The following is a 17265-nucleotide window of genomic DNA, read 5'->3' on the forward strand; positions in this document are numbered from 1 at the left end:
CCATGGCCAAGCGTTCCCGCCCGGCAGCCTTCATCGACGACCCGCTGTGGTACAAGGACGCGGTGATCTACCAGCTGCACATCAAGTCGTTCTTCGACGCCAACAACGACGGCATTGGCGATTTCGCCGGGCTGATCAGCAAGCTCGACTACATCGCCGAACTGGGCGTCAACACCCTCTGGCTGCTGCCGTTCTACCCCTCGCCACGGCGCGACGACGGCTATGACATCGCCGAGTACAAGGCCGTGCACCCCGACTACGGCAGCATGGCCGACGCCCGGCGCTTCATTGCCGAGGCGCACAAGCGCGGCCTGCGGGTGATCACCGAACTGGTCATCAACCATACCTCCGACCAGCACCCGTGGTTCCAGCGCGCCCGCCTGGCCAAGCGCGGCAGCAAGGCGCGCGACTTCTACGTGTGGTCGGATGACGACCAGAAGTATGACGGCACACGCATCATCTTCCTTGACACCGAAAAGTCCAATTGGACCTGGGACCCGGTCGCCGGCCAATACTTCTGGCACCGCTTCTACTCGCACCAGCCCGACCTCAACTTCGACAACCCGCAGGTGCTCAAGGCCGTGATCGGGGTGATGCGCTTCTGGCTCGACCTGGGCGTCGACGGCCTGCGCCTGGACGCCATCCCCTACCTGATCGAGCGCGACGGCACCAACAACGAAAACCTCCCCGAGACCCACCGGGTGCTCAAAGCCATCCGCGCCGAGATCGACGCCAACTACCCGGACCGCATGCTCCTGGCCGAAGCCAACCAGTGGCCCGAAGACACCCGCCCGTACTTTGGCGAGGGCGACGGCGACGAGTGCCACATGGCCTTCCACTTCCCGCTGATGCCGCGCATGTACATGGCCCTGGCGATGGAGGACCGCTTCCCGATCACCGACATCCTGCGCCAGACCCCAGAGATCCCCGCCCACTGCCAGTGGGCGATCTTCCTGCGCAACCACGATGAGCTGACCCTGGAGATGGTCACCGACCGCGAGCGCGACTACCTGTGGAACTACTACGCCGAAGACCGCCGCGCGCGTATCAACCTCGGCATCCGCCGCAGGTTGGCGCCTTTGCTGCAACGCGACCGCCGGCGCATCGAACTGCTGACCAGCCTGCTGCTGTCGATGCCCGGCACACCGACCCTGTACTACGGCGATGAGCTGGGCATGGGCGATAACATCTACCTGGGCGACCGCGATGGCGTGCGCACCCCCATGCAATGGTCGCCGGACCGCAACGGCGGGTTCTCCCGCGCCGACCCGCAGCGCCTGGTGCTGCCGCCGATCATGGACCCACTGTACGGCTACCAGACGGTCAACGTCGAAGCCCAGGCCCACGACCCGCATTCGCTGCTCAACTGGAACCGCCGCCTGCTGGCGGTGCGCAACCAGCAGAAGGCCTTTGGCCGGGGCAGCATTCGCATGCTCACACCGAGCAACCGGCGCATCCTCGCTTACCTGCGCGAGTACGTCGACCAGGACGGCAACAGCGAGGTGATCCTGTGTGTGGCCAACGTGTCCCGTGCCGCACAGGCCGCTGAACTGGAGCTGTCGCAATACGCCGATAAAGTGCCGGTGGAAATGCTCGGTGGCAGCGCCTTCCCACCGATCGGCCAGTTGCCTTTTCTGCTCACGTTACCGCCATATGCGTTCTACTGGTTCCTGCTGGCCGCGCACGACCGCATGCCCAGCTGGCACATCCAGGCTACCGAGGGGTTACCCGAATTGACCACACTGGTGCTGCGCAAGCGCCTGGAAGAGTTGCTCGAAGCGCCTTCCAGCGAAATACTCGAAGGCTCGATACTGCCGCAGTACCTGCCTAAACGGCGCTGGTTCGCCGGCAAGGAAGGGCCGCTCGACCAGGTTCGCCTGCGCTATGGCGTGCGCTTCGGCACCGCGACCACACCGGTGCTGCTCAGCGAGCTGGAGGTGCTCAGCGACGGTGTGGCCAACCACTACCAACTGCCCTTCGGCCTGTTGCCCGAAGAGCAGATCAACAGCGCCTTGCCCCAGCAGCTGGCGCTGTCGCGGGTGCGCCGTGGCCGCCAGGTCGGCCTGATCACCGACGCGTTCGTCCTCGAGCCGTTTATCCGCGCCGTGCTACGTGCCTGCCAGGAGCGCCACCGGCTGCCGTGCGGCAATGGCCTGGGCGAGCTGCGCTTCGAGTGCACCGATCAACTGGCCGGGCTGGGGCTTGGCGAAGACAGCCCGGTGCGCTACTTGAGTGCCGAGCAGTCCAACAGCTCGGTGGTGCTCGCTGACCGGGTGGTGCTCAAGTTGATCCGCCGGGTCAACCCGGGCATTCACCCCGAGCTTGAGATGAGCGCCTACCTGACCGCGGCGGGCTTTACCAATATTTCGCCGCTGCTGGCGTGGGTCAGCCGCGTGGACGAGCACGCCACCCCGCACCTGCTGATGATTGCCCAGGGCTACCTGAGCAACCAGGGCGATGCCTGGGCCTGGACCCAGAACACCCTGGAACGGGCCATCCGCGACGAAATGGAGCCGTCCAGCGCGGCCAGCGAAGCCCACACCGATGCGCTGGCCGAACTCGACGGCTTCGCCGCCTTGCTCGGCCAGCGCCTGGGCGAAATGCACCTGTTGCTGGCGGCACCGACCGAAGACACCGCCTTCCAGCCGCGCCCAAGCGATGCCCGGGACAGCGAACGCTGGAGCAGCCAGATCAGTGCCGAACTGACCCACGCCCTCGACCTGCTGGCCCAGCACCGCGACAGCCTCGACAGTGACAGCCAGGCGCTGGTAGATGACCTGCAGCAACAGCGCGACGGCCTTGCCCAGCACATCGATAACCTCGCGCACCAAGCCCAGGGCGGCTTGCTGATGCGTGTGCACGGCGATCTGCACCTGGGCCAGGTGCTGGTGGTGCAGGGCGATGCCTACCTGATCGATTTCGAGGGCGAGCCGTCCCGCCCCGTGGAAGAGCGCCGGGCCCGGCACAGCCCCTACAAAGATGTCAGCGGCGTGCTGCGATCCTTCGACTATGCTGCTGCGATGATTCTGCGCAGCACCTCTGCCGTGGACCTTTCCGACCCTGCGCGCAAGGCGCGGCAACGGGTGGCCAGGCAGTACCTGCACCAGTCGCGGCATGCCTTTGTCGAAGCCTATGGCCTGGCCACCGCTGCCATGCCCCACGCCTGGCAACAGGCGGAAGGCGAGCGTGCCGCGCTGGAATTGTTCTGCCTGGAAAAAGCCGCGTACGAAATCACATACGAAGCTGAAAATCGACCGAATTGGCTGGCCGTGCCTTTGCATGGCTTGCATGGACTGATCAGTACCTGGGGAGAGTCATAGATGAATGCAACCACGCGTGAAAACGGCGGTCTTCGGCAACGGGACCTCGACGCCCTGGCCCGCGCCGAGCACGCCGATCCATTTGCGGTACTTGGCCCCCATGGCGATGGCGCGGGTGGGCAGTTCGTGCGCGCCTTCTTGCCCACTGCCCTGAACGTGCGCGTACTGGCGCGCGACGATGGGCGCGTACTCGCCGAAATGCGCCAGGGCAGCCTGCCGGGGCTGTTTACCGCGCACCTTGATGAGGCACAGCCGTACCAGCTGCACATTGCTTGGGCCGGCGGCGAGCAGGTGACCGAAGACCCGTACAGCTTTGGCCCGCAATTGGGCGATATGGACCTGTACCTGTTCGCCGAGGGCAACCACCGTGACCTGTCGGGGCGCTTCGGTGCGCAGCCGATGCAGGCCGACGGCGTCGACGGCGTGTGCTTCTCGGTGTGGGCACCGAATGCCCGACGGGTGTCCGTGGTGGGTGACTTCAACAACTGGGACGGCCGCCGTCACCCCATGCGCCTGCGTCACAGTGCAGGGGTCTGGGAGCTGTTTGTGCCACGCCTTGGCGTTGGCGAAACCTACAAGTTCGAGGTGCTGGGCAAAGACGGTGTGTTGCCCTTGAAAGCCGACCCGCTGGCCCGTGCCACCGAACTGCCGCCGAGCACGGCGTCGAAGGTGGCCAGCGCGCTCAGCCACCCCTGGCAGGACCACGACTGGATGGCGCAGCGTGCGCAACGTCACGCCTACAGCGCGCCCCTGTCGATCTATGAGTTGCATGTCGGCTCGTGGCAATGCGAGCTGGATGACCTGGGCGAAGTCGCGCGTTACTACAACTGGCGCGAGCTGGCCGAGCGTCTGGTGCCCTATGTGCAGGCGCTGGGCTTCACCCACATCGAACTGATGCCGATCATGGAGCACCCGTTCGGCGGCTCGTGGGGCTACCAGCCCCTGTCGATGTTCGCGCCCACCTCACGCTACGGCAGTGCCGAAGATTTCGCCGCCTTCATCGACGCCTGCCACCAGGGCGGCATCGGTGTGATCCTCGACTGGGTGCCGGCGCATTTCCCCACCGACGAACATGGCCTGGCGCGTTTCGACGGCACCGCCTTGTACGAATACGAGAACCCGCTGGAGGGTTACCACCAGGACTGGAACACGCTGATCTACAACCTTGGGCGTAACGAAGTGCGCGGCTTCATGCTGGCCTCGGCGTTGCTCTGGCTCAAGCAGTTCCACATCGACGGCCTGCGGGTCGACGCGGTGGCATCGATGCTCTACCGCGACTACTCGCGCAAGGCCGGCGAGTGGGTGCCCAACCGCCATGGCGGGCGCGAGAACCTGGAGGCCATCGACTTCATCCGCCACCTCAATGGCGTGGCGGCGCACGAGGCTCCTGGCGCGTTGATCATCGCCGAAGAGTCCACCGCCTGGCCGGGCGTCAGCCAGCCGATCCAGCAGGGCGGGCTGGGCTTTGCCTACAAGTGGAACATGGGCTGGATGCACGACACCTTGCACTACATCCAGAACGACCCGGTGCACCGCACCTATCACCACAACGAGATGAGCTTCGGGCTGATCTATGCCTACTCCGAGCATTTCATCCTGCCGATTTCCCACGACGAAGTGGTGCATGGCAAGCATTCGCTGATCGACAAGATGCCGGGCGACCGCTGGCAGAAGTTCGCAAACCTGCGGGCCTACCTGACGTTCATGTGGGCGCACCCGGGCAAGAAGCTGTTGTTCATGGGCTGCGAATTTGGCCAGTGGCGCGAGTGGAACCACGACAGCGAGCTGGACTGGTACCTGCTGCAGTACCCCGAGCACAAGGGCGTGCAGCGCTTGGTCGGCGACCTCAACCGGCTGTACCGCGAGGAGCCGGCGCTGCACGAACAGGATTGCCAGCCCCAGGGCTTCCAGTGGCTGATCGGCGACGACGCGCAAAACAGCGTGTATGCCTGGCTGCGCTGGAGCAGCAATGGCGAGCCGTTGCTGGTGGTGGCCAACTTCACCCCGGTGCCGCGCGAGGGGTACCGGATTGGCGTGCCGTTTGGCGAGCGCTGGGAAGAACTGCTGAACAGCGATGCCGAACTGTATGCAGGGTCTAATGTAGGCAACCTGGGGGCCGTGGAAAGTGACCAGGTATCCAGCCATGGGCAGCCATTGTCGCTGGCGCTGAACCTGCCGCCGCTGGGCGTATTGATCCTCAAACCCGCCTGATCGGCCTGCCAACTCGGTTGCGTTGTAGGAGCGGCCTTGCGTCGCGAAAGGGCTGCGCAGCGGCCCCAGCAATCTCTGCGGCGAAGCTGAAATTCAGCTCTGCGGCGAAGCTGAAATCCAGGGGCTGCTACGCACCCCGTTCGCGACGCAAGGCCGCTCCTACACACAAACCGGGGTTACCGGCTACCAGCGCATCCGCACCCCAAGGCTGCCGATCAACCCATTCAGGTCATTGTCATCCACATCGCTGCTGTAGTCGGCACTCACAAACAACGCCACATTCGGCGTCACCCGGGCTACCAGCCCCAACCCCAATTCCACTGTGGTCGAATACCGCGAGCTGGAAATTTTGTCGACCTGGTCCAGCTTCACCTCGTCGGCATTGCTGAAGTCATACCAGACGTTGGTCCGTACATAGGGTTCAATCGGCATGCCACGCACCTCGTAGCGCCCGGACAACTTGGCACCGACCCGGCCGCTCCAGCTGGGCTGGCTGTCGAATGCCTGCAGCGTCTCCTCCTGCACGCGGCTGCCGGGGAAAAACTGCTGGTTGATCAACTGTGCCTGCGGCTCGATCACCCAACCCCCGCCCAGGCCGATCGGGTAGCCACCTTCCAGCGAGAAGGTCATGGCATGGCCGCTGTCGTCCAGGCGCTGGCCGCTCTCGCCACGGCCATTGATATCGATACGCGAGCCCATGGCCACGGCATCCAGGTGCCAGCCCCGTTCATGGGTCATGCTCCAGTACACGCCCAGGCTTTCGCCACTCAGGTTCACGGCATTGCGCTGCTTGTCGCCCAGCAGCGGGCGAATGCCATTGAAGCTGCTCTGCAGGTTGTTGTGGCCAACGAAGATGCCCGCGCGGTGCACATTGCCCGCCGTGGTTTCACGCATGAACAGGTCCGGGCCGATCATCAGTTGCTGGCTGGGGGCCTCTAACTGGTCGGGCGGCTGTGCACCGGTGCGCGGGGCGCCAGGGAAGAATTGCGACCACTGGCTGGCGACCAGGTCGGCTACTCCCTGGTCGTGGCGCTCGGACATCCTTTCCGAGAATGCGTTGAGGGTACCGATGTTCAACCCGCTGGCGCTGACCGGGTCGAGCGATAGCTGCGGGACCGCCGCTTGTTGCAGAAAACGGGGGGAGGTCGGGTCGTCCTGCAAGTCGAATGCGAAAGTTTCCACCGGGGTTGCCAGAAGCAGCGACGTGGAAACCGCGCAGAAAATGCTGTCGAAGCGCAAGGGATTCGAGGTTCTTTTCATGGCGGATCTCCGTAGTTTTTGTGGTACAGCCCAAGGACCTGGCCTGTTGTCACGAGCTGTACGGCAAAAACAGGGGGCGACCCAAACCAGCACGCCTGCTTTCGCAAACGCGCACGAAGGCGCGAGCTAGAGGCCCGGCGCGAGATCTTTACGACTAGATACTGTTCAGCTAAGGAGAGGTCTGGGCTTGCGTCAAGAAAGCGTGAAGGATCTGTTCATAGCCTGTGATTCGGTACAAGTAGCTGATTTGTTGAGTGAAATACTCGGGGATATCGAAGTTCGCTATTTACCGCTGCTTGGCTATGAAGAATGATTGCTACAGCTTGACCTCGACGGCCAGCGGCAGATGGTCGGAGAGGTGCGTCCAAGGTTTGTGCCCCAGAATCCGAGGTGCATGGCTTTCGGCGTTGCGCAGGTAGATACGGTCCAGGCGCAGCAGCGGCATGCGCGCGGGGTAGGTGCGCGCCAAGTGCCCGTGGTGGCGCTCGAACGCTTCGTGCAAGTCGTTGCGCAGGCCCAAGGTGCGATTGCCGCGCAGCTTCCAGTCGTTGAAGTCGCCGGCGATGATCACCGGGGCGCCTTCCGGCAGTGATTCGAGCAACCTGCGCAGCAGCTGCAACTGTTGCTGGCGGTGGCTTTCCAATAGCGACAAGTGCACGCAGATGGCATGCACCTGGTGTGGGCCGGGCACATCGAGGATGCAATGCAACAGGCCACGGCGTTCGGGGCCGGTGATCGAGACGTCGAGGTTGCGGTGCTCGATGATCGGGTACTTCGACAGCAGGGCGTTGCCATGGTGGCCGTCGGGGTAGACCGCGTTGCGGCCGTAGGCGAAGTCGCTCCACATGCTGTCGGCGAGAAATTCGTACTGGGAGGTTTGCGGCCAACCGGGGTAGCGCGCAGCGTGGCGGTCGTGGCTGCCCAGCACTTCCTGGAGGAAGACGATGTCGGCCTGGGTACTGCGCACCGCCTCGCGCAGTTCCGGCAGGATGAAGCGCCGGTTGAAGGCGGTAAACCCTTTGTGGGTGTTGACCGTGAGTACCCGCAGCCGATGCACGGCCGGGGCCTGGTTGACGGTGGCGAAACCTGCACTGCCGGCTTCGAGGTTCACAGTGGCTCCTCTGTTAAAACGTCACGCTCGGCCTTTGTAGGAGCGGCCTTGCGTCGCGAAAGGGTCGCGCAGCGGCCCCAGCAATCTCTGCGGCGAAGCTGAAATTCAGCTCTGCGGCGAAGCTGAAATCCAGCTCTGCGGCGAAGCTGAAATTCAGCTCTGCGGCGAAGCTGAAATCCAGGGGCCGCTGCGCAGCCCTTTCGCGACGCAAGGCCGCTCCTACAAGGGACCGGTCAGGGCCCTTCGGGTTCACTCTTCCTCGCGTTGCAACACCATCAATAGCATCGAGCGCCCCTTCACCTCGAACGTGCTCTCGAACGCCAAGTGCTGCCCCTTGCGCAACTCTGGCCGGTCGGTATCCACCAGGCAGCTCCAGTAATCACCGTCAGGCACGGTCGGCAACTGGAACGGCACCACGTCATGATGGGCATTGACGATCAGCAGCACCGTCGCCTCGGCGCCTGGCCGGGCGATGCCGCTGACCTGGGCACGCCCGTCGATCAACATGCCCAGGCACCGGCCATGGGGGTCTTCCCATTGCTCGACGCTCATCTCGCTGCCATCCGGCGCCAACCAGGTGACATCCTTGACCCCGATCGCCTCGTTGTAGTCGCCCACCAGAAAGCGTGAGCGGCGCAGCACCGGGTAGGCCAGGCGCAGGCGGGTCAGGCGCTTGACGAAGGCCAGCAGCGCGGCGCCCTCGTCGTCCAGGTCCCAGTTGACCCAACCGATCTCGCTGTCCTGGCAATAGGCGTTGTTGTTGCCGTGCTGAGTGCGGCTGAACTCGTCGCCGGCGACGATCATCGGCGTGCCTTGGGCAAACAACAGGGTGGCGAAGTAGTTACGCATCTGGCGCATGCGCAGGGCATTGATTTCCGGGTCGTCGGTGGGGCCTTCGGCGCCACAGTTCCACGACAGGTTGTTGTCGGTGCCGTCCTGGTTGTTCTCGTCGTTGTCCTCGTTGTGCTTGTTGTTGTAGGACACCAGGTCGCGCAAGGTGAAACCATCGTGGGCGGTGACGAAATTGACCGAGGCATAGGGGCGCCGGCCGCGGTTGTTGAACATGTCGCCCGACGCGGTCATGCGCGAAGCGAAGTCGGCCAGCTGGCCTTCGTCACCTTTCCAGAACGCCCGCACGGTATCGCGGAAGCGGTCGTTCCACTCGGCCCAGCCGGGCGCGAAGTTGCCCACCTGATAGCCACCGGGGCCGCAGTCCCAAGGTTCGGCAATCAGCTTGACCTGGCTCAGCATCGGGTCCTGGCGGCAGGCGACGAGGAACCCGTGGCGTTCGCTGTAGCCGTCATGGTAACGGCCAAGGATGGTCGCCAGGTCGAAGCGGAAGCCATCCACGTGCATCTCACCGGCCCAGTAACGCAGCGAGTCGGTGACCAGTTGCAGCACGCAAGGGTGGCTCAGGTCCAGGGTATTGCCGGTGCCCGAATCGTTGATGTAGTAACGCTTATCATCGGGCATCAGGCGGTAGTAGGAGGCGTTGTCGATGCCGCGCATGGACAGCGTCGGGCCGCGCTCGTTGCCTTCGGCAGTGTGGTTGTAGACCACATCCAGAATCACCTCCAGGCCGGCGTCATGCAGGTGCGCAACCATCTCCTTGAATTCGGCGATCTTGCCGCTGGCCAGGTAGCGGGGGTGGGGGGCGAAAAAGGCAATGCTGTTGTAGCCCCAGTAATTGTTGAGGCCCTTGTCCAGCAGGTGCTGGTCGTTGACGAAGGCGTGGATCGGCAGCAGTTCGATGCTGGAAACGCCCAGGTCCTTGATGTGCTTGAGCAACTCGTCATTGGCAAGGCCGGCGAAGGTCCCGCGCAGCGCTTCGGGCACCGCCGGGTGGCGCATGCTGATGCCGCGGGTATGGGCTTCGTAGAGGATGGTGCGCTCCCACGGTATCTGCACGCGCTGATCGCGGCCCCAGGTGAAGGCCGGGTCGATAACCTTGCATTTGGGCACGAAGGGCGCGCTGTCACGCTCATCGAACGACAGGTCGCCGTCGGGGTGGCCGATGGTGTAGCCGAACAGGGCCTCGGACCATTTCAGGCTGCCGACCAGTTGCTTGGCGTAGGGGTCGATCAGCAGTTTGTTGGGGTTGAAGCGGTGGCCGTTCTCGGGCTCGTAAGGGCCGTAGACGCGGTACCCGTAGACCAGGCCCGGGTGCGCGTCGGGCAGGTAGCCGTGGTAGATCTCGTCGGTGTACTCGGGCAGTTCGATGCGTTCGATTTCCTGTTCGCCGCTGGAGTCGAACAGGCACAGCTCAACCTTGGTGGCATTGGCCGAGAACAGGGCGAAGTTGACCCCAAGCCCGTCCCAGGTGGCGCCGAGGGGGAAGGGCATACCTTCGCGAATGCGCGATGGGGCGACTGAGCGGGTTTTCTTCGGGATGCGGGGGCTCATGGCGGTCCTCGTGTGGCCGTGGTGAAGGGGGAAACAGTGCAGCGTCTGTGCCGTCTTCTTCGCGGGGCGATCCGACTTGCCCCGCGAAGAGGCCGGTACAGGTTTAACCAGCAGCCGGCTTCTTCACCGCGCGGGGCTTCTTCACCGCTGCAGGTTTCTGAACCGGCTCTGCCGCTACCTTAGGCTTGGCCGGCGCTTTCTTGCGTGGCGCTGCCTTGGGTGCGAGCGCTTCAGCCTCGGCGAGCTTGCGCGCCATGTCCCAGTGGCGCTCCTCCTCACCGACCGGCTTACCTTCCGATTCCCAGATCTGGTAGGCAAATTCACGAATACGTTTTTCATCGACACTCATCATGACGCTCCTGATGCTCAAGATTGTTGTATCAACACATTGACTGGAAATTCCGACAGTACGGCGCTCAACGGCAGCTCCTTTGAAAGGCTGACCGCAGCACAGGGGAAAAGTCCCGTCGAGTTGGCAGACGACAAGGCAAACGGCAGTATCAGCCGGGTGTCGTCCCAGTTATGGGCCGGGATCAACGGTGTAGGGGCGCTACCGAGCAGGCCGCTGGCCAGGCGCGGCGCGATCACGATGGCGCGCTCGTCGTCACCCAGGCGGGCGAAAGCCAGCACCTTGTCGGCATGCCGGCCCTGCACGGTCAGCGGCAGGTAGGCGCCACGGCGGAACAGTTCGGCATGCGCCTGGCGACAGTCCAGCACCCGCGCCACCAGCGCTTGCTTGATGCGGCCATCGCGCCAGTGCGCCAGCAGTTCGGCGACCGGCGTGGCGTCGTCCAAGGTGCGGCGCCTGCTGGCGTAGTCGACTGGGCGGCGGTTGTCCGGGTCGACCAGGCTGAAGTCCCAGTATTCATTGCCCTGGTACAGGTCGGGCACGCCGGGCACGGTCATGCGCAACAGCGCCTGGACCAGGCCGTTGAGCGCACCTGGGCAGGCGATGAGCTGGGCGGCATCGGCCAGCGACTTGCGAAACTGCTGGTTTTCGCCATCGAGCAGCAGGCCATCGATGTAGCGTGCGCAGGCGGCCTCGTAGGCGTCGTTCGGGGCGCTCCAGCTGCTGCGCAGCTTGGCTTCGCGCAGGGCCTTCTGCTGCCATTGCCGCAGGCGCTCGGCGTACTGGCGCAGTGCGCCGTCATCGTGTGGCTCAAGGCCCAGCGGCCAACTGCCCAGCAGCGTCTGCAGCAGCATCAGCTCATCACCGGGGCTGGGTGCCAGGCCATCGTCCAGTTGCGCCCGCAGGGGCGCCGCCAGCTCGCGCCAATGCTCCACGCGGCTGGCCAGCCACGGCCCGCGTTCGCTGAGCACCGCCAAGCGGGCGCGGGTGTCTTCGCCGCGTTTATGGTCGTGGGTAGCGGTGGCCAGCAGGCTGTCGGGGAAGTCGCGCAGGCGCCGCTGTGCCTCGTTATGGAAATACGCTGGGCCCGCGCTGAAGCGCTCGGCCTCGAAGCCCACGTCGTTACGCGACAGCAGCCGCGCACTGCGGTAGAAGGCGGTGTCTTCCACTGCCTTGGCGGCGCTGGGTGCGGTCAGTTGCTGGAACCGCACGCAGGCATGGCGCAGGTGCTTGCGCGGCCGGCCCGGTGGTAGGCCACGCCAAGGCTGGCCACCCAGCCATCGTTCGAGCTGTTCGAGCAGTGGCCAGTCTGCCTCGCCAAGGTCCTGGCGGGCAGCGGCCAAGGCCTGCTGGAAGAACGCTTCGTCCTCGGCTGGGCGGCCGCAGGCGTTGAAGTAGGTGCGGTACACCGGGTAATGCGCGACCAGCGCCTGCAAGGCCCGGCGGATGGCGCCAAGGGTCAGGTCACGGGTCATCAGGTCGTCGCGAGCCACTTGCAGCAACGCCTGGGCCACCGATTCGCAATCACCGGCCAGGCTGGCGTTGAGCACCAGGTGGCGGGCCAGGCGCACCTCCTCGGTGAAGTCCGGGCGTTCGCTGACGTTGGCCCAGAGCTCGGTCAACGGCGCTTCGCCCGCCGGGTCGTGTTGCAGCAGCGAGACCTGGTTCATGAACTCGTAGCCGGTGGTGCCGTCGGTGAGCCAGTCGCGGTGCAGGTGTTCGTTGGCCCCGAGAATCTTCTCCACGTAGATCGGGAAGTGCTCCAGCGCCGCATGCAAGGGCCGCCGGGCCAGCAGGCCATCGACCCTTCGGCGCAGTTTGCGGCAATAGCCGCGTGGGTCGGCCAGGCCGTCGATATGGTCGATGCGCAGGCCGTCCACCAGGCCGCGTTCGATCAGTTCGAACAGCTTGGCGTGGGTGGCTTCGAATACCACGGCGCGCTCGACCCGCAGGCCGCCCAGCTCGTTGATATCGAAGAAGCGCCGCCAGTTGATGTCGTCGGCGGCGGTGCGCCAGCTGGCCAGGCGGTAGGTCTGGCGTTCGAGCAGCAGGTGCAGGCGCTTGAAACCGGCCTCGCTGCGGCTATCGAAAGCGAGCAGGGCCGCGTCGAGGTCGGCGCCGTCTTTTACCAGGCGCGCCAGTTCAGCCTGCAAGGGCAGGGCGTCGGCCAGCGGTTGGGCGCTGTCGTGCAGGGCAGTGAAATGCGCGGCCAACGCCTGCAAGGCGGGTTCGGGGCTTTGCGCGACGATCCAGCCGTAGTCGATCGGGCAGATGGGGAACCGGTGTTCGTAGTGGGCAATCTGCAGCACACCGTGGTGCTTGTCGAAGGTCAGCGGCATATCGCCTTGCTTCAAGGCCGCCCCGTAATCGCTGCCCAGGAAGGGCAGCAGCAACTGGCCGGCCAGCAGCGGGTCGCTGGAGTGCCACTGGATATCGAAGAACGCCGCATACGGGCTACGCCGGCCCCAGGCCAGCAGGCTTTGCCACCACGGGTTGTCGGCGCCGCCCACGGCCATGTGGTTGGACACCGTGTCGAGGATCAGCCCCATGCCGTGCTGGCGCAGTGCGGCCACCAGGCGCTCCAGTGCAGCCTCACCGCCAAGCTCCGGGTTGACCTGGGTCGGGTCGACCACGTCGTAACCGTGGCGGGAGCCGGCGCGGGCCTTGAGAATCGGCGAGGCATACAGGTGGCTGATGCCTAACTGGGCAAAATACGGCACCAGCGGCACGGCGTGATCAAGGGTGAAGTCGCTGTGAAATTGCAGGCGCAGGGTCGCGGTCAAGGGCTTCATCGGTCACGCTCCCAGGCTTGTTCACGGGCCTGGGCCAGCAGCTCCAGGCGCCGTGCGGCGTCTTCGTCGTCGAGCAGTTCGCGCACCGGCAGGGCGAAGCGCCGGCGCCAATTGGGGTGCCCTTCGGTGGTGCCGGGCAGGTTGGGTTGTTCGTCGCAGCCCAGCAGGTCTTCAAGTGGCACCAGCACCAGCGGGGCGCGGGTATGGCCGACGTAGCGCAGGGCGGCATCGATAACCGCGTCGTTGTCGGGCAAGGGGCCGTAGTTGGCCTCCAGGGTGCGGCGCAGGCCGTCGTGTTCTTGCTGGCGCTCCTGGCGCCAATGGAGTTCGGTGGCGGCGTCGATCAACTGCAGGCGATGGCTCCAGTCGATGTCGCGGTTCTGCAGCCAGCCGGCCAGCGGGGCCAGGTCGTGGGTGCCGGTGGTGGCCAGGGCGCTGTCCGGCCAGTCGAGAATGGGCCTGAAGTGGCCGGGTTGGGTCTGCTCGAAGGGCAGCACACGCATGCCCAGCACGGCCTTGTCGGCCAAGTGTTCGCGCAGGCCTTCGGGCACGGTGCCGAGGTCTTCGCCGAGGATGATCGCCTGGTGGCGCACCGACTCCAGCGCCAGCAGGCGCAGCAGGTCTTCGAGGGGGTAGTTCAGGTATGCGCCCTCGCTGGGCTTGGCGCCCCGGGGGATCAGCCACAGCCGACGCAGGCCCATGACGTGGTCGATGCGCAGGCCACCGGCATGGGCCATGTTGGCCCTCAGCATCTCGATGAAGGCGCGGTAGCCATTGCGCTTGAGGCCTTCTGGGGAGAACGCGCAAATGCCCCAGTCCTGCCCCGAGCGGTTGAGAATGTCGGGCGGCGCGCCGACCTTGAGGTTGGCCAGCAACTCGTCTTGGCGGCTCCAGGCCTGGCTGCCGGCACCGTCGGCGCCTACCGCCAGGTCGGCGATCAGGCCGACGGCCATGCCATTGCCACGGGCGGCCTCCTGGGCTCGTTGCAGGCTGCGTTCGGTCAGCCATTGGCAGAAGGCGTGGAACTCGACCTTGGCCGGGTAGGCATTGGCGAAGGCTTCGACCTCGGCGTGGTAGGGGTCGTGCCAGGCACTGGGCCACTTGCGCCAGTCGGCGCCCAGGCCATGCTCCACCGCTTGTGCCTGCAGCACCTCGAAGCGGCAGTGGTGCTCCAGGGCCTGGCCGGCGGCTTCGCGGTAGCTGTCGAAGTCCTTGCGCAGCGGGTGATCGCCCTGGCTGAAGTCCTGGTACAGCGCTTCGAGCAGGCGCAGGCGGGCACTGGCAGCGCGGGGCCAGTCGACCAGCGGGCGTTGCTCCAGGTCTTCGAGCTGCTGCTGCAGCCCGCAGGCTTCGATGGCCATGCGCACGGCGCGCTCGCCAAACAGCGCGGCCGGGCTGGCATAAAGGCTGTTGAGCAGCAGGCGGCTGGAGGGCGAGTAGGGGCTGTAGTGCTGCTGGTCGATGGACGACAGGGCGTGGATCGGGCTGATGGCCAAGGCGTCCGCACCGCGCTCGGCGGCCGTACGCGCCAGTTGCTCCAGCGCCAGGCAATCGCCGTAGCCGCCATCGCCGCTGCGGCGCAGGCTGTACAGCTGCACGGCCAGGCCCCAGCAGCGCGGCGGCGGTTGCGGCACGCTGTCTTCGAGGCTGTAGCAGCGCGACGGCGCCACCGCCACGGTGAAGGTGCGGCCGTCGATTTCCAGGCTGTGGTAGCCCAAGGGCAGTTCGCCGGGCAGGCGAGCCTGGCTGTCCAGTGCCAGGCTGTGCTGGCTGTGGTCTTCCAAGGTGCAACGCACCGCGCTGCCTGCGCTGAAATAGCGGTGCAGGGCCAGCGGTTGGCCCAGCTCGACGGTCAGCAAGGGCGGCAGGTGCTCGCTGTCCTCGGCGGCCTCCACAGCGCGCAGGCTGGCCTGGATGGCGGTCTCGTCGGCGGCGGGGTGGCCCAAACCTTCGAGGACGTTGCGCAGTACGGCGTCACTGACTTGCTGGGGCCGGGCGTTGGCATCGATCCAGTCACGGCTGAGCCCGACGCGGGCCGCCAGACGGTGCAGGGCGGTTTCGCTCATGGGCGCTCCTGGCCAGGGGGAATCAGGCTGACCACGCAGCTGTACGCGGCCAGATGGGTATCGGGGTGGCGGTTGTCACTGCTGTCGAACAGCCGTGTTGCGGCAGGGGGTAGTTCCACGGCTTGGGGGCTTGCGGCCAGGTTCAAGTCGATGCGCAAGGTGTTGCCATCGCCCAGCCGCCAGCGTGCGCTGAGCGCTTTGTCGCCGTGCACGTCGGCGCCCAGCGCACGGCTGCCAGGCAGGTGCGGGATGACATGGCGACGGCGCAGGTCGAGCAACTGCTGATAGAGGCCGTGCCAGCCGGCAATGACCTCGTTGTGCTGCGGGCGTGATGACTCGAATGTCTGCTCGGCGTTGGGGTCGGGAATGCGCTCACGCTGCGCGGGGTCGGCAAATGCGGTGAAGTGGGCGAATTCGCCGCGTCGGCCTTCGCGCACGGCATCGGCCAGTTCATCGTGGAAGTCGGTGAAGAACAGGAACGGGCGGCAACTGCCGTCATCGTCGCCCATGAACAGCAGCGGGATCATCGGCGCCAGCAGCAGCAGGCCCGTGGCCGCACGCAGGGCTGGCGGCGGGCACAGGCGGGTCAGGCGTTCACCCAGGGCGCGGTTGCCGATCTGGTCGTGGTTCTGCAAGAACAGCACGAACGCGCTCGGCGCCAGGTGCCCACTGGGTTCACCGCGCGGCTCGCCATGGCGGTTGGCCTGGCCCTGGAACACGAAGCCTTCCGACAGGCAGCGGGCGAGCTGGTCGATGGGGCGCTGTTTGTAGTCGGCGTAATAGCCTTCGGTTTCGCCGGTCAGCAGCACGTGCAGGGCGTTGTGGCCGTCGTCATTCCACTGCGCGTCGAAACCTTGCTCCAGCAAAAAGGCCTGGTTGTGCTCGTTCTCCAGCACCAGCCACACATGCCGGCCAGGCTCCACCGCAGCGCGTACCCGTTGCGCCAGCTCGACGAGAAAGTCTGGCTGGTCGATGGCGTGCACCGCATCCAGGCGCAGGCCGTCGCAGCGGTAGTCGCACAGCCACATCAGGGCGTTCTGGATGAAGAACTCGCGCACCTCGGCGCGGCGGAAGTCGATGGCCGCGCCCCACGGCGTCTGCTGGTCTTCGCGGAAAAACGGGCTGGCGTACTGGTGCAGGTAATTACCGTCCGGGCCGAAGTGGTTGTAGACCACGTCCACCAGCACCATCAACCCTTCGCCATGGGCCTTGTCGACCAGCGCGCACAGCTGCTGCGGACTGCCGTAGGTATTCTGCGGCGCGAACGGCAGCACGCCGTCGTACCCCCAGTTGCGTTCACCCGGAAACTGCCCCAGCGGCATCAATTCGACAGCACTGATTCCGATGGCGGCCAGGCGTGGCAGTTGCCGGGCAACCCCGGCATAGCCGCCCAGCACGCCGACGTGCAATTCCTGAATGACCGCTTCGTGCCACGGGCGGCCCTGCCAGGGGTGTTGCCAGTCGTAGCTGGCCACATCCACCAGTTCGCTCGGCCCCTGCACGCCCTCGGGCTGGTAGCGCGACGCGGGGTCCGCTACCTGCAGTTTGCCGTCGATCCGATAGTGATAGCGATCGCCGGCCTGGCACGGGGCGGTGCCGGTGTACCAGCCATCATTGTCGGGCAGCAGCTCGACCGGCGGCTGCTGCTCGATTTCCACGCTCACGCTGCGCGCATCCGGCGCCCAGAGGGCGAAGCGCGCCGACGTGGCGTCCAACAACTGTGCGCCATGCCTGTGCATCTTCGATTCTCCGC

Annotated in this window: 11 protein-coding genes; 3 read left to right on the plus strand and 8 right to left on the minus strand. The window is 65.5% G+C overall.

The window, feature by feature from the left end:
- Positions 1–2 precede the first annotated feature (2 nt).
- Complete coding sequence (treS, locus tag LOY26_RS08585) at positions 3–3320, plus strand: maltose alpha-D-glucosyltransferase (protein WP_258714595.1); 3318 nt, start codon at positions 3–5, stop codon at positions 3318–3320.
- Complete coding sequence (gene glgB / locus LOY26_RS08590; protein ID WP_258714596.1) at positions 3321–5531, plus strand: 1,4-alpha-glucan branching protein GlgB; 2211 nt, start codon at positions 3321–3323, stop codon at positions 5529–5531.
- 183 nt (positions 5532–5714) lie between these two features.
- Here the strand turns inward: glgB and LOY26_RS08595 are convergent, their stop codons facing one another.
- A complete protein-coding gene (locus LOY26_RS08595) occupies positions 5715–6791 on the minus strand; it encodes an autotransporter outer membrane beta-barrel domain-containing protein (protein ID WP_258714597.1) in 1077 nt (358 codons plus the stop codon).
- 187 nt (positions 6792–6978) lie between these two features.
- Here LOY26_RS08595 and LOY26_RS08600 point away from each other — a divergent pair, with 187 nt between their 5' ends.
- Positions 6979–7104 carry a hypothetical protein gene (locus tag LOY26_RS08600; RefSeq protein WP_256577300.1) on the plus strand — a complete coding sequence of 42 codons (126 nt, stop codon included), beginning with the start codon at positions 6979–6981 and terminating at the stop codon, positions 7102–7104.
- A gap of 3 nt (positions 7105–7107) precedes the next feature.
- On the opposite strand, the gene LOY26_RS08605 is transcribed toward LOY26_RS08600, so the two are convergent.
- The 7 genes from LOY26_RS08605 to treZ all read right to left on the minus strand — a co-directional run bounded on the left by LOY26_RS08605 (position 7108) and on the right by treZ (position 17251).
- Entirely contained in the window at positions 7108–7902 is a 795-nt protein-coding gene (locus LOY26_RS08605; RefSeq protein ID WP_033696686.1) for an endonuclease/exonuclease/phosphatase family protein, read from the minus strand.
- Between the two features lie 13 nt (positions 7903–7915).
- Positions 7916–8113 carry a hypothetical protein gene (locus LOY26_RS08610; RefSeq protein ID WP_258714598.1) on the minus strand — a complete coding sequence of 66 codons (198 nt, stop codon included), beginning with the start codon at positions 8111–8113 and terminating at the stop codon, positions 7916–7918.
- A gap of 38 nt (positions 8114–8151) precedes the next feature.
- Positions 8152–10305 (minus strand): glycogen debranching protein GlgX, encoded by a 2154-nt coding sequence (glgX, locus tag LOY26_RS08615; protein ID WP_033696687.1) that lies wholly within the window; start codon positions 10303–10305, stop codon positions 8152–8154.
- A 103-nt stretch (positions 10306–10408) separates the two neighbouring features.
- A complete protein-coding gene (locus LOY26_RS08620; protein WP_033696691.1) occupies positions 10409–10657 on the minus strand; it encodes a DUF2934 domain-containing protein in 249 nt (82 codons plus the stop codon).
- A gap of 14 nt (positions 10658–10671) precedes the next feature.
- The gene (locus LOY26_RS08625) at positions 10672–13446 is read right to left on the minus strand and encodes a malto-oligosyltrehalose synthase (RefSeq protein ID WP_258714599.1); all 2775 of its coding nucleotides are present in this window, start codon (positions 13444–13446) and stop codon (positions 10672–10674) included.
- Positions 13443–15512, minus strand: a complete 2070-nt coding sequence (malQ, locus tag LOY26_RS08630) for a 4-alpha-glucanotransferase (protein WP_156310074.1) — start codon at positions 15510–15512, stop codon at positions 13443–13445. The genes LOY26_RS08625 and malQ overlap by 4 nt, the downstream gene beginning before the upstream one ends.
- The gene (gene treZ / locus LOY26_RS08635) at positions 15509–17251 is read right to left on the minus strand and encodes a malto-oligosyltrehalose trehalohydrolase (RefSeq protein WP_033696694.1); all 1743 of its coding nucleotides are present in this window, start codon (positions 17249–17251) and stop codon (positions 15509–15511) included. The genes malQ and treZ overlap by 4 nt, the downstream gene beginning before the upstream one ends.
- Positions 17252–17265: the final 14 nt, after the last annotated feature.

Source organism: Pseudomonas sp. B21-047 (assembly GCF_024748775.1).
Lineage (GTDB): Bacteria > Pseudomonadota > Gammaproteobacteria > Pseudomonadales > Pseudomonadaceae > Aquipseudomonas > Aquipseudomonas capeferrum.

What these genes read in the sequence shown, in the direction of transcription:
- treS (WP_258714595.1), top strand. Translation starts at nt 3, where the DNA reads ATGGCCAAGCGTTCCCGCCCGGCAGCCTTCATCGACGACCCGCTGTGG.
- treZ (WP_033696694.1), bottom strand. Translation starts at nt 17,251, where the DNA reads ATGCACAGGCATGGCGCACAGTTGTTGGACGCCACGTCGGCGCGCTTC.
- glgB (WP_258714596.1), top strand. Translation starts at nt 3,321, where the DNA reads ATGAATGCAACCACGCGTGAAAACGGCGGTCTTCGGCAACGGGACCTC.
- malQ (WP_156310074.1), bottom strand. Translation starts at nt 15,512, where the DNA reads ATGAGCGAAACCGCCCTGCACCGTCTGGCGGCCCGCGTCGGGCTCAGC.
- LOY26_RS08595 (WP_258714597.1), bottom strand. Translation starts at nt 6,791, where the DNA reads ATGAAAAGAACCTCGAATCCCTTGCGCTTCGACAGCATTTTCTGCGCG.
- LOY26_RS08625 (WP_258714599.1), bottom strand. Translation starts at nt 13,446, where the DNA reads ATGAAGCCCTTGACCGCGACCCTGCGCCTGCAATTTCACAGCGACTTC.
- glgX (WP_033696687.1), bottom strand. Translation starts at nt 10,305, where the DNA reads ATGAGCCCCCGCATCCCGAAGAAAACCCGCTCAGTCGCCCCATCGCGC.
- LOY26_RS08620 (WP_033696691.1), bottom strand. Translation starts at nt 10,657, where the DNA reads ATGATGAGTGTCGATGAAAAACGTATTCGTGAATTTGCCTACCAGATC.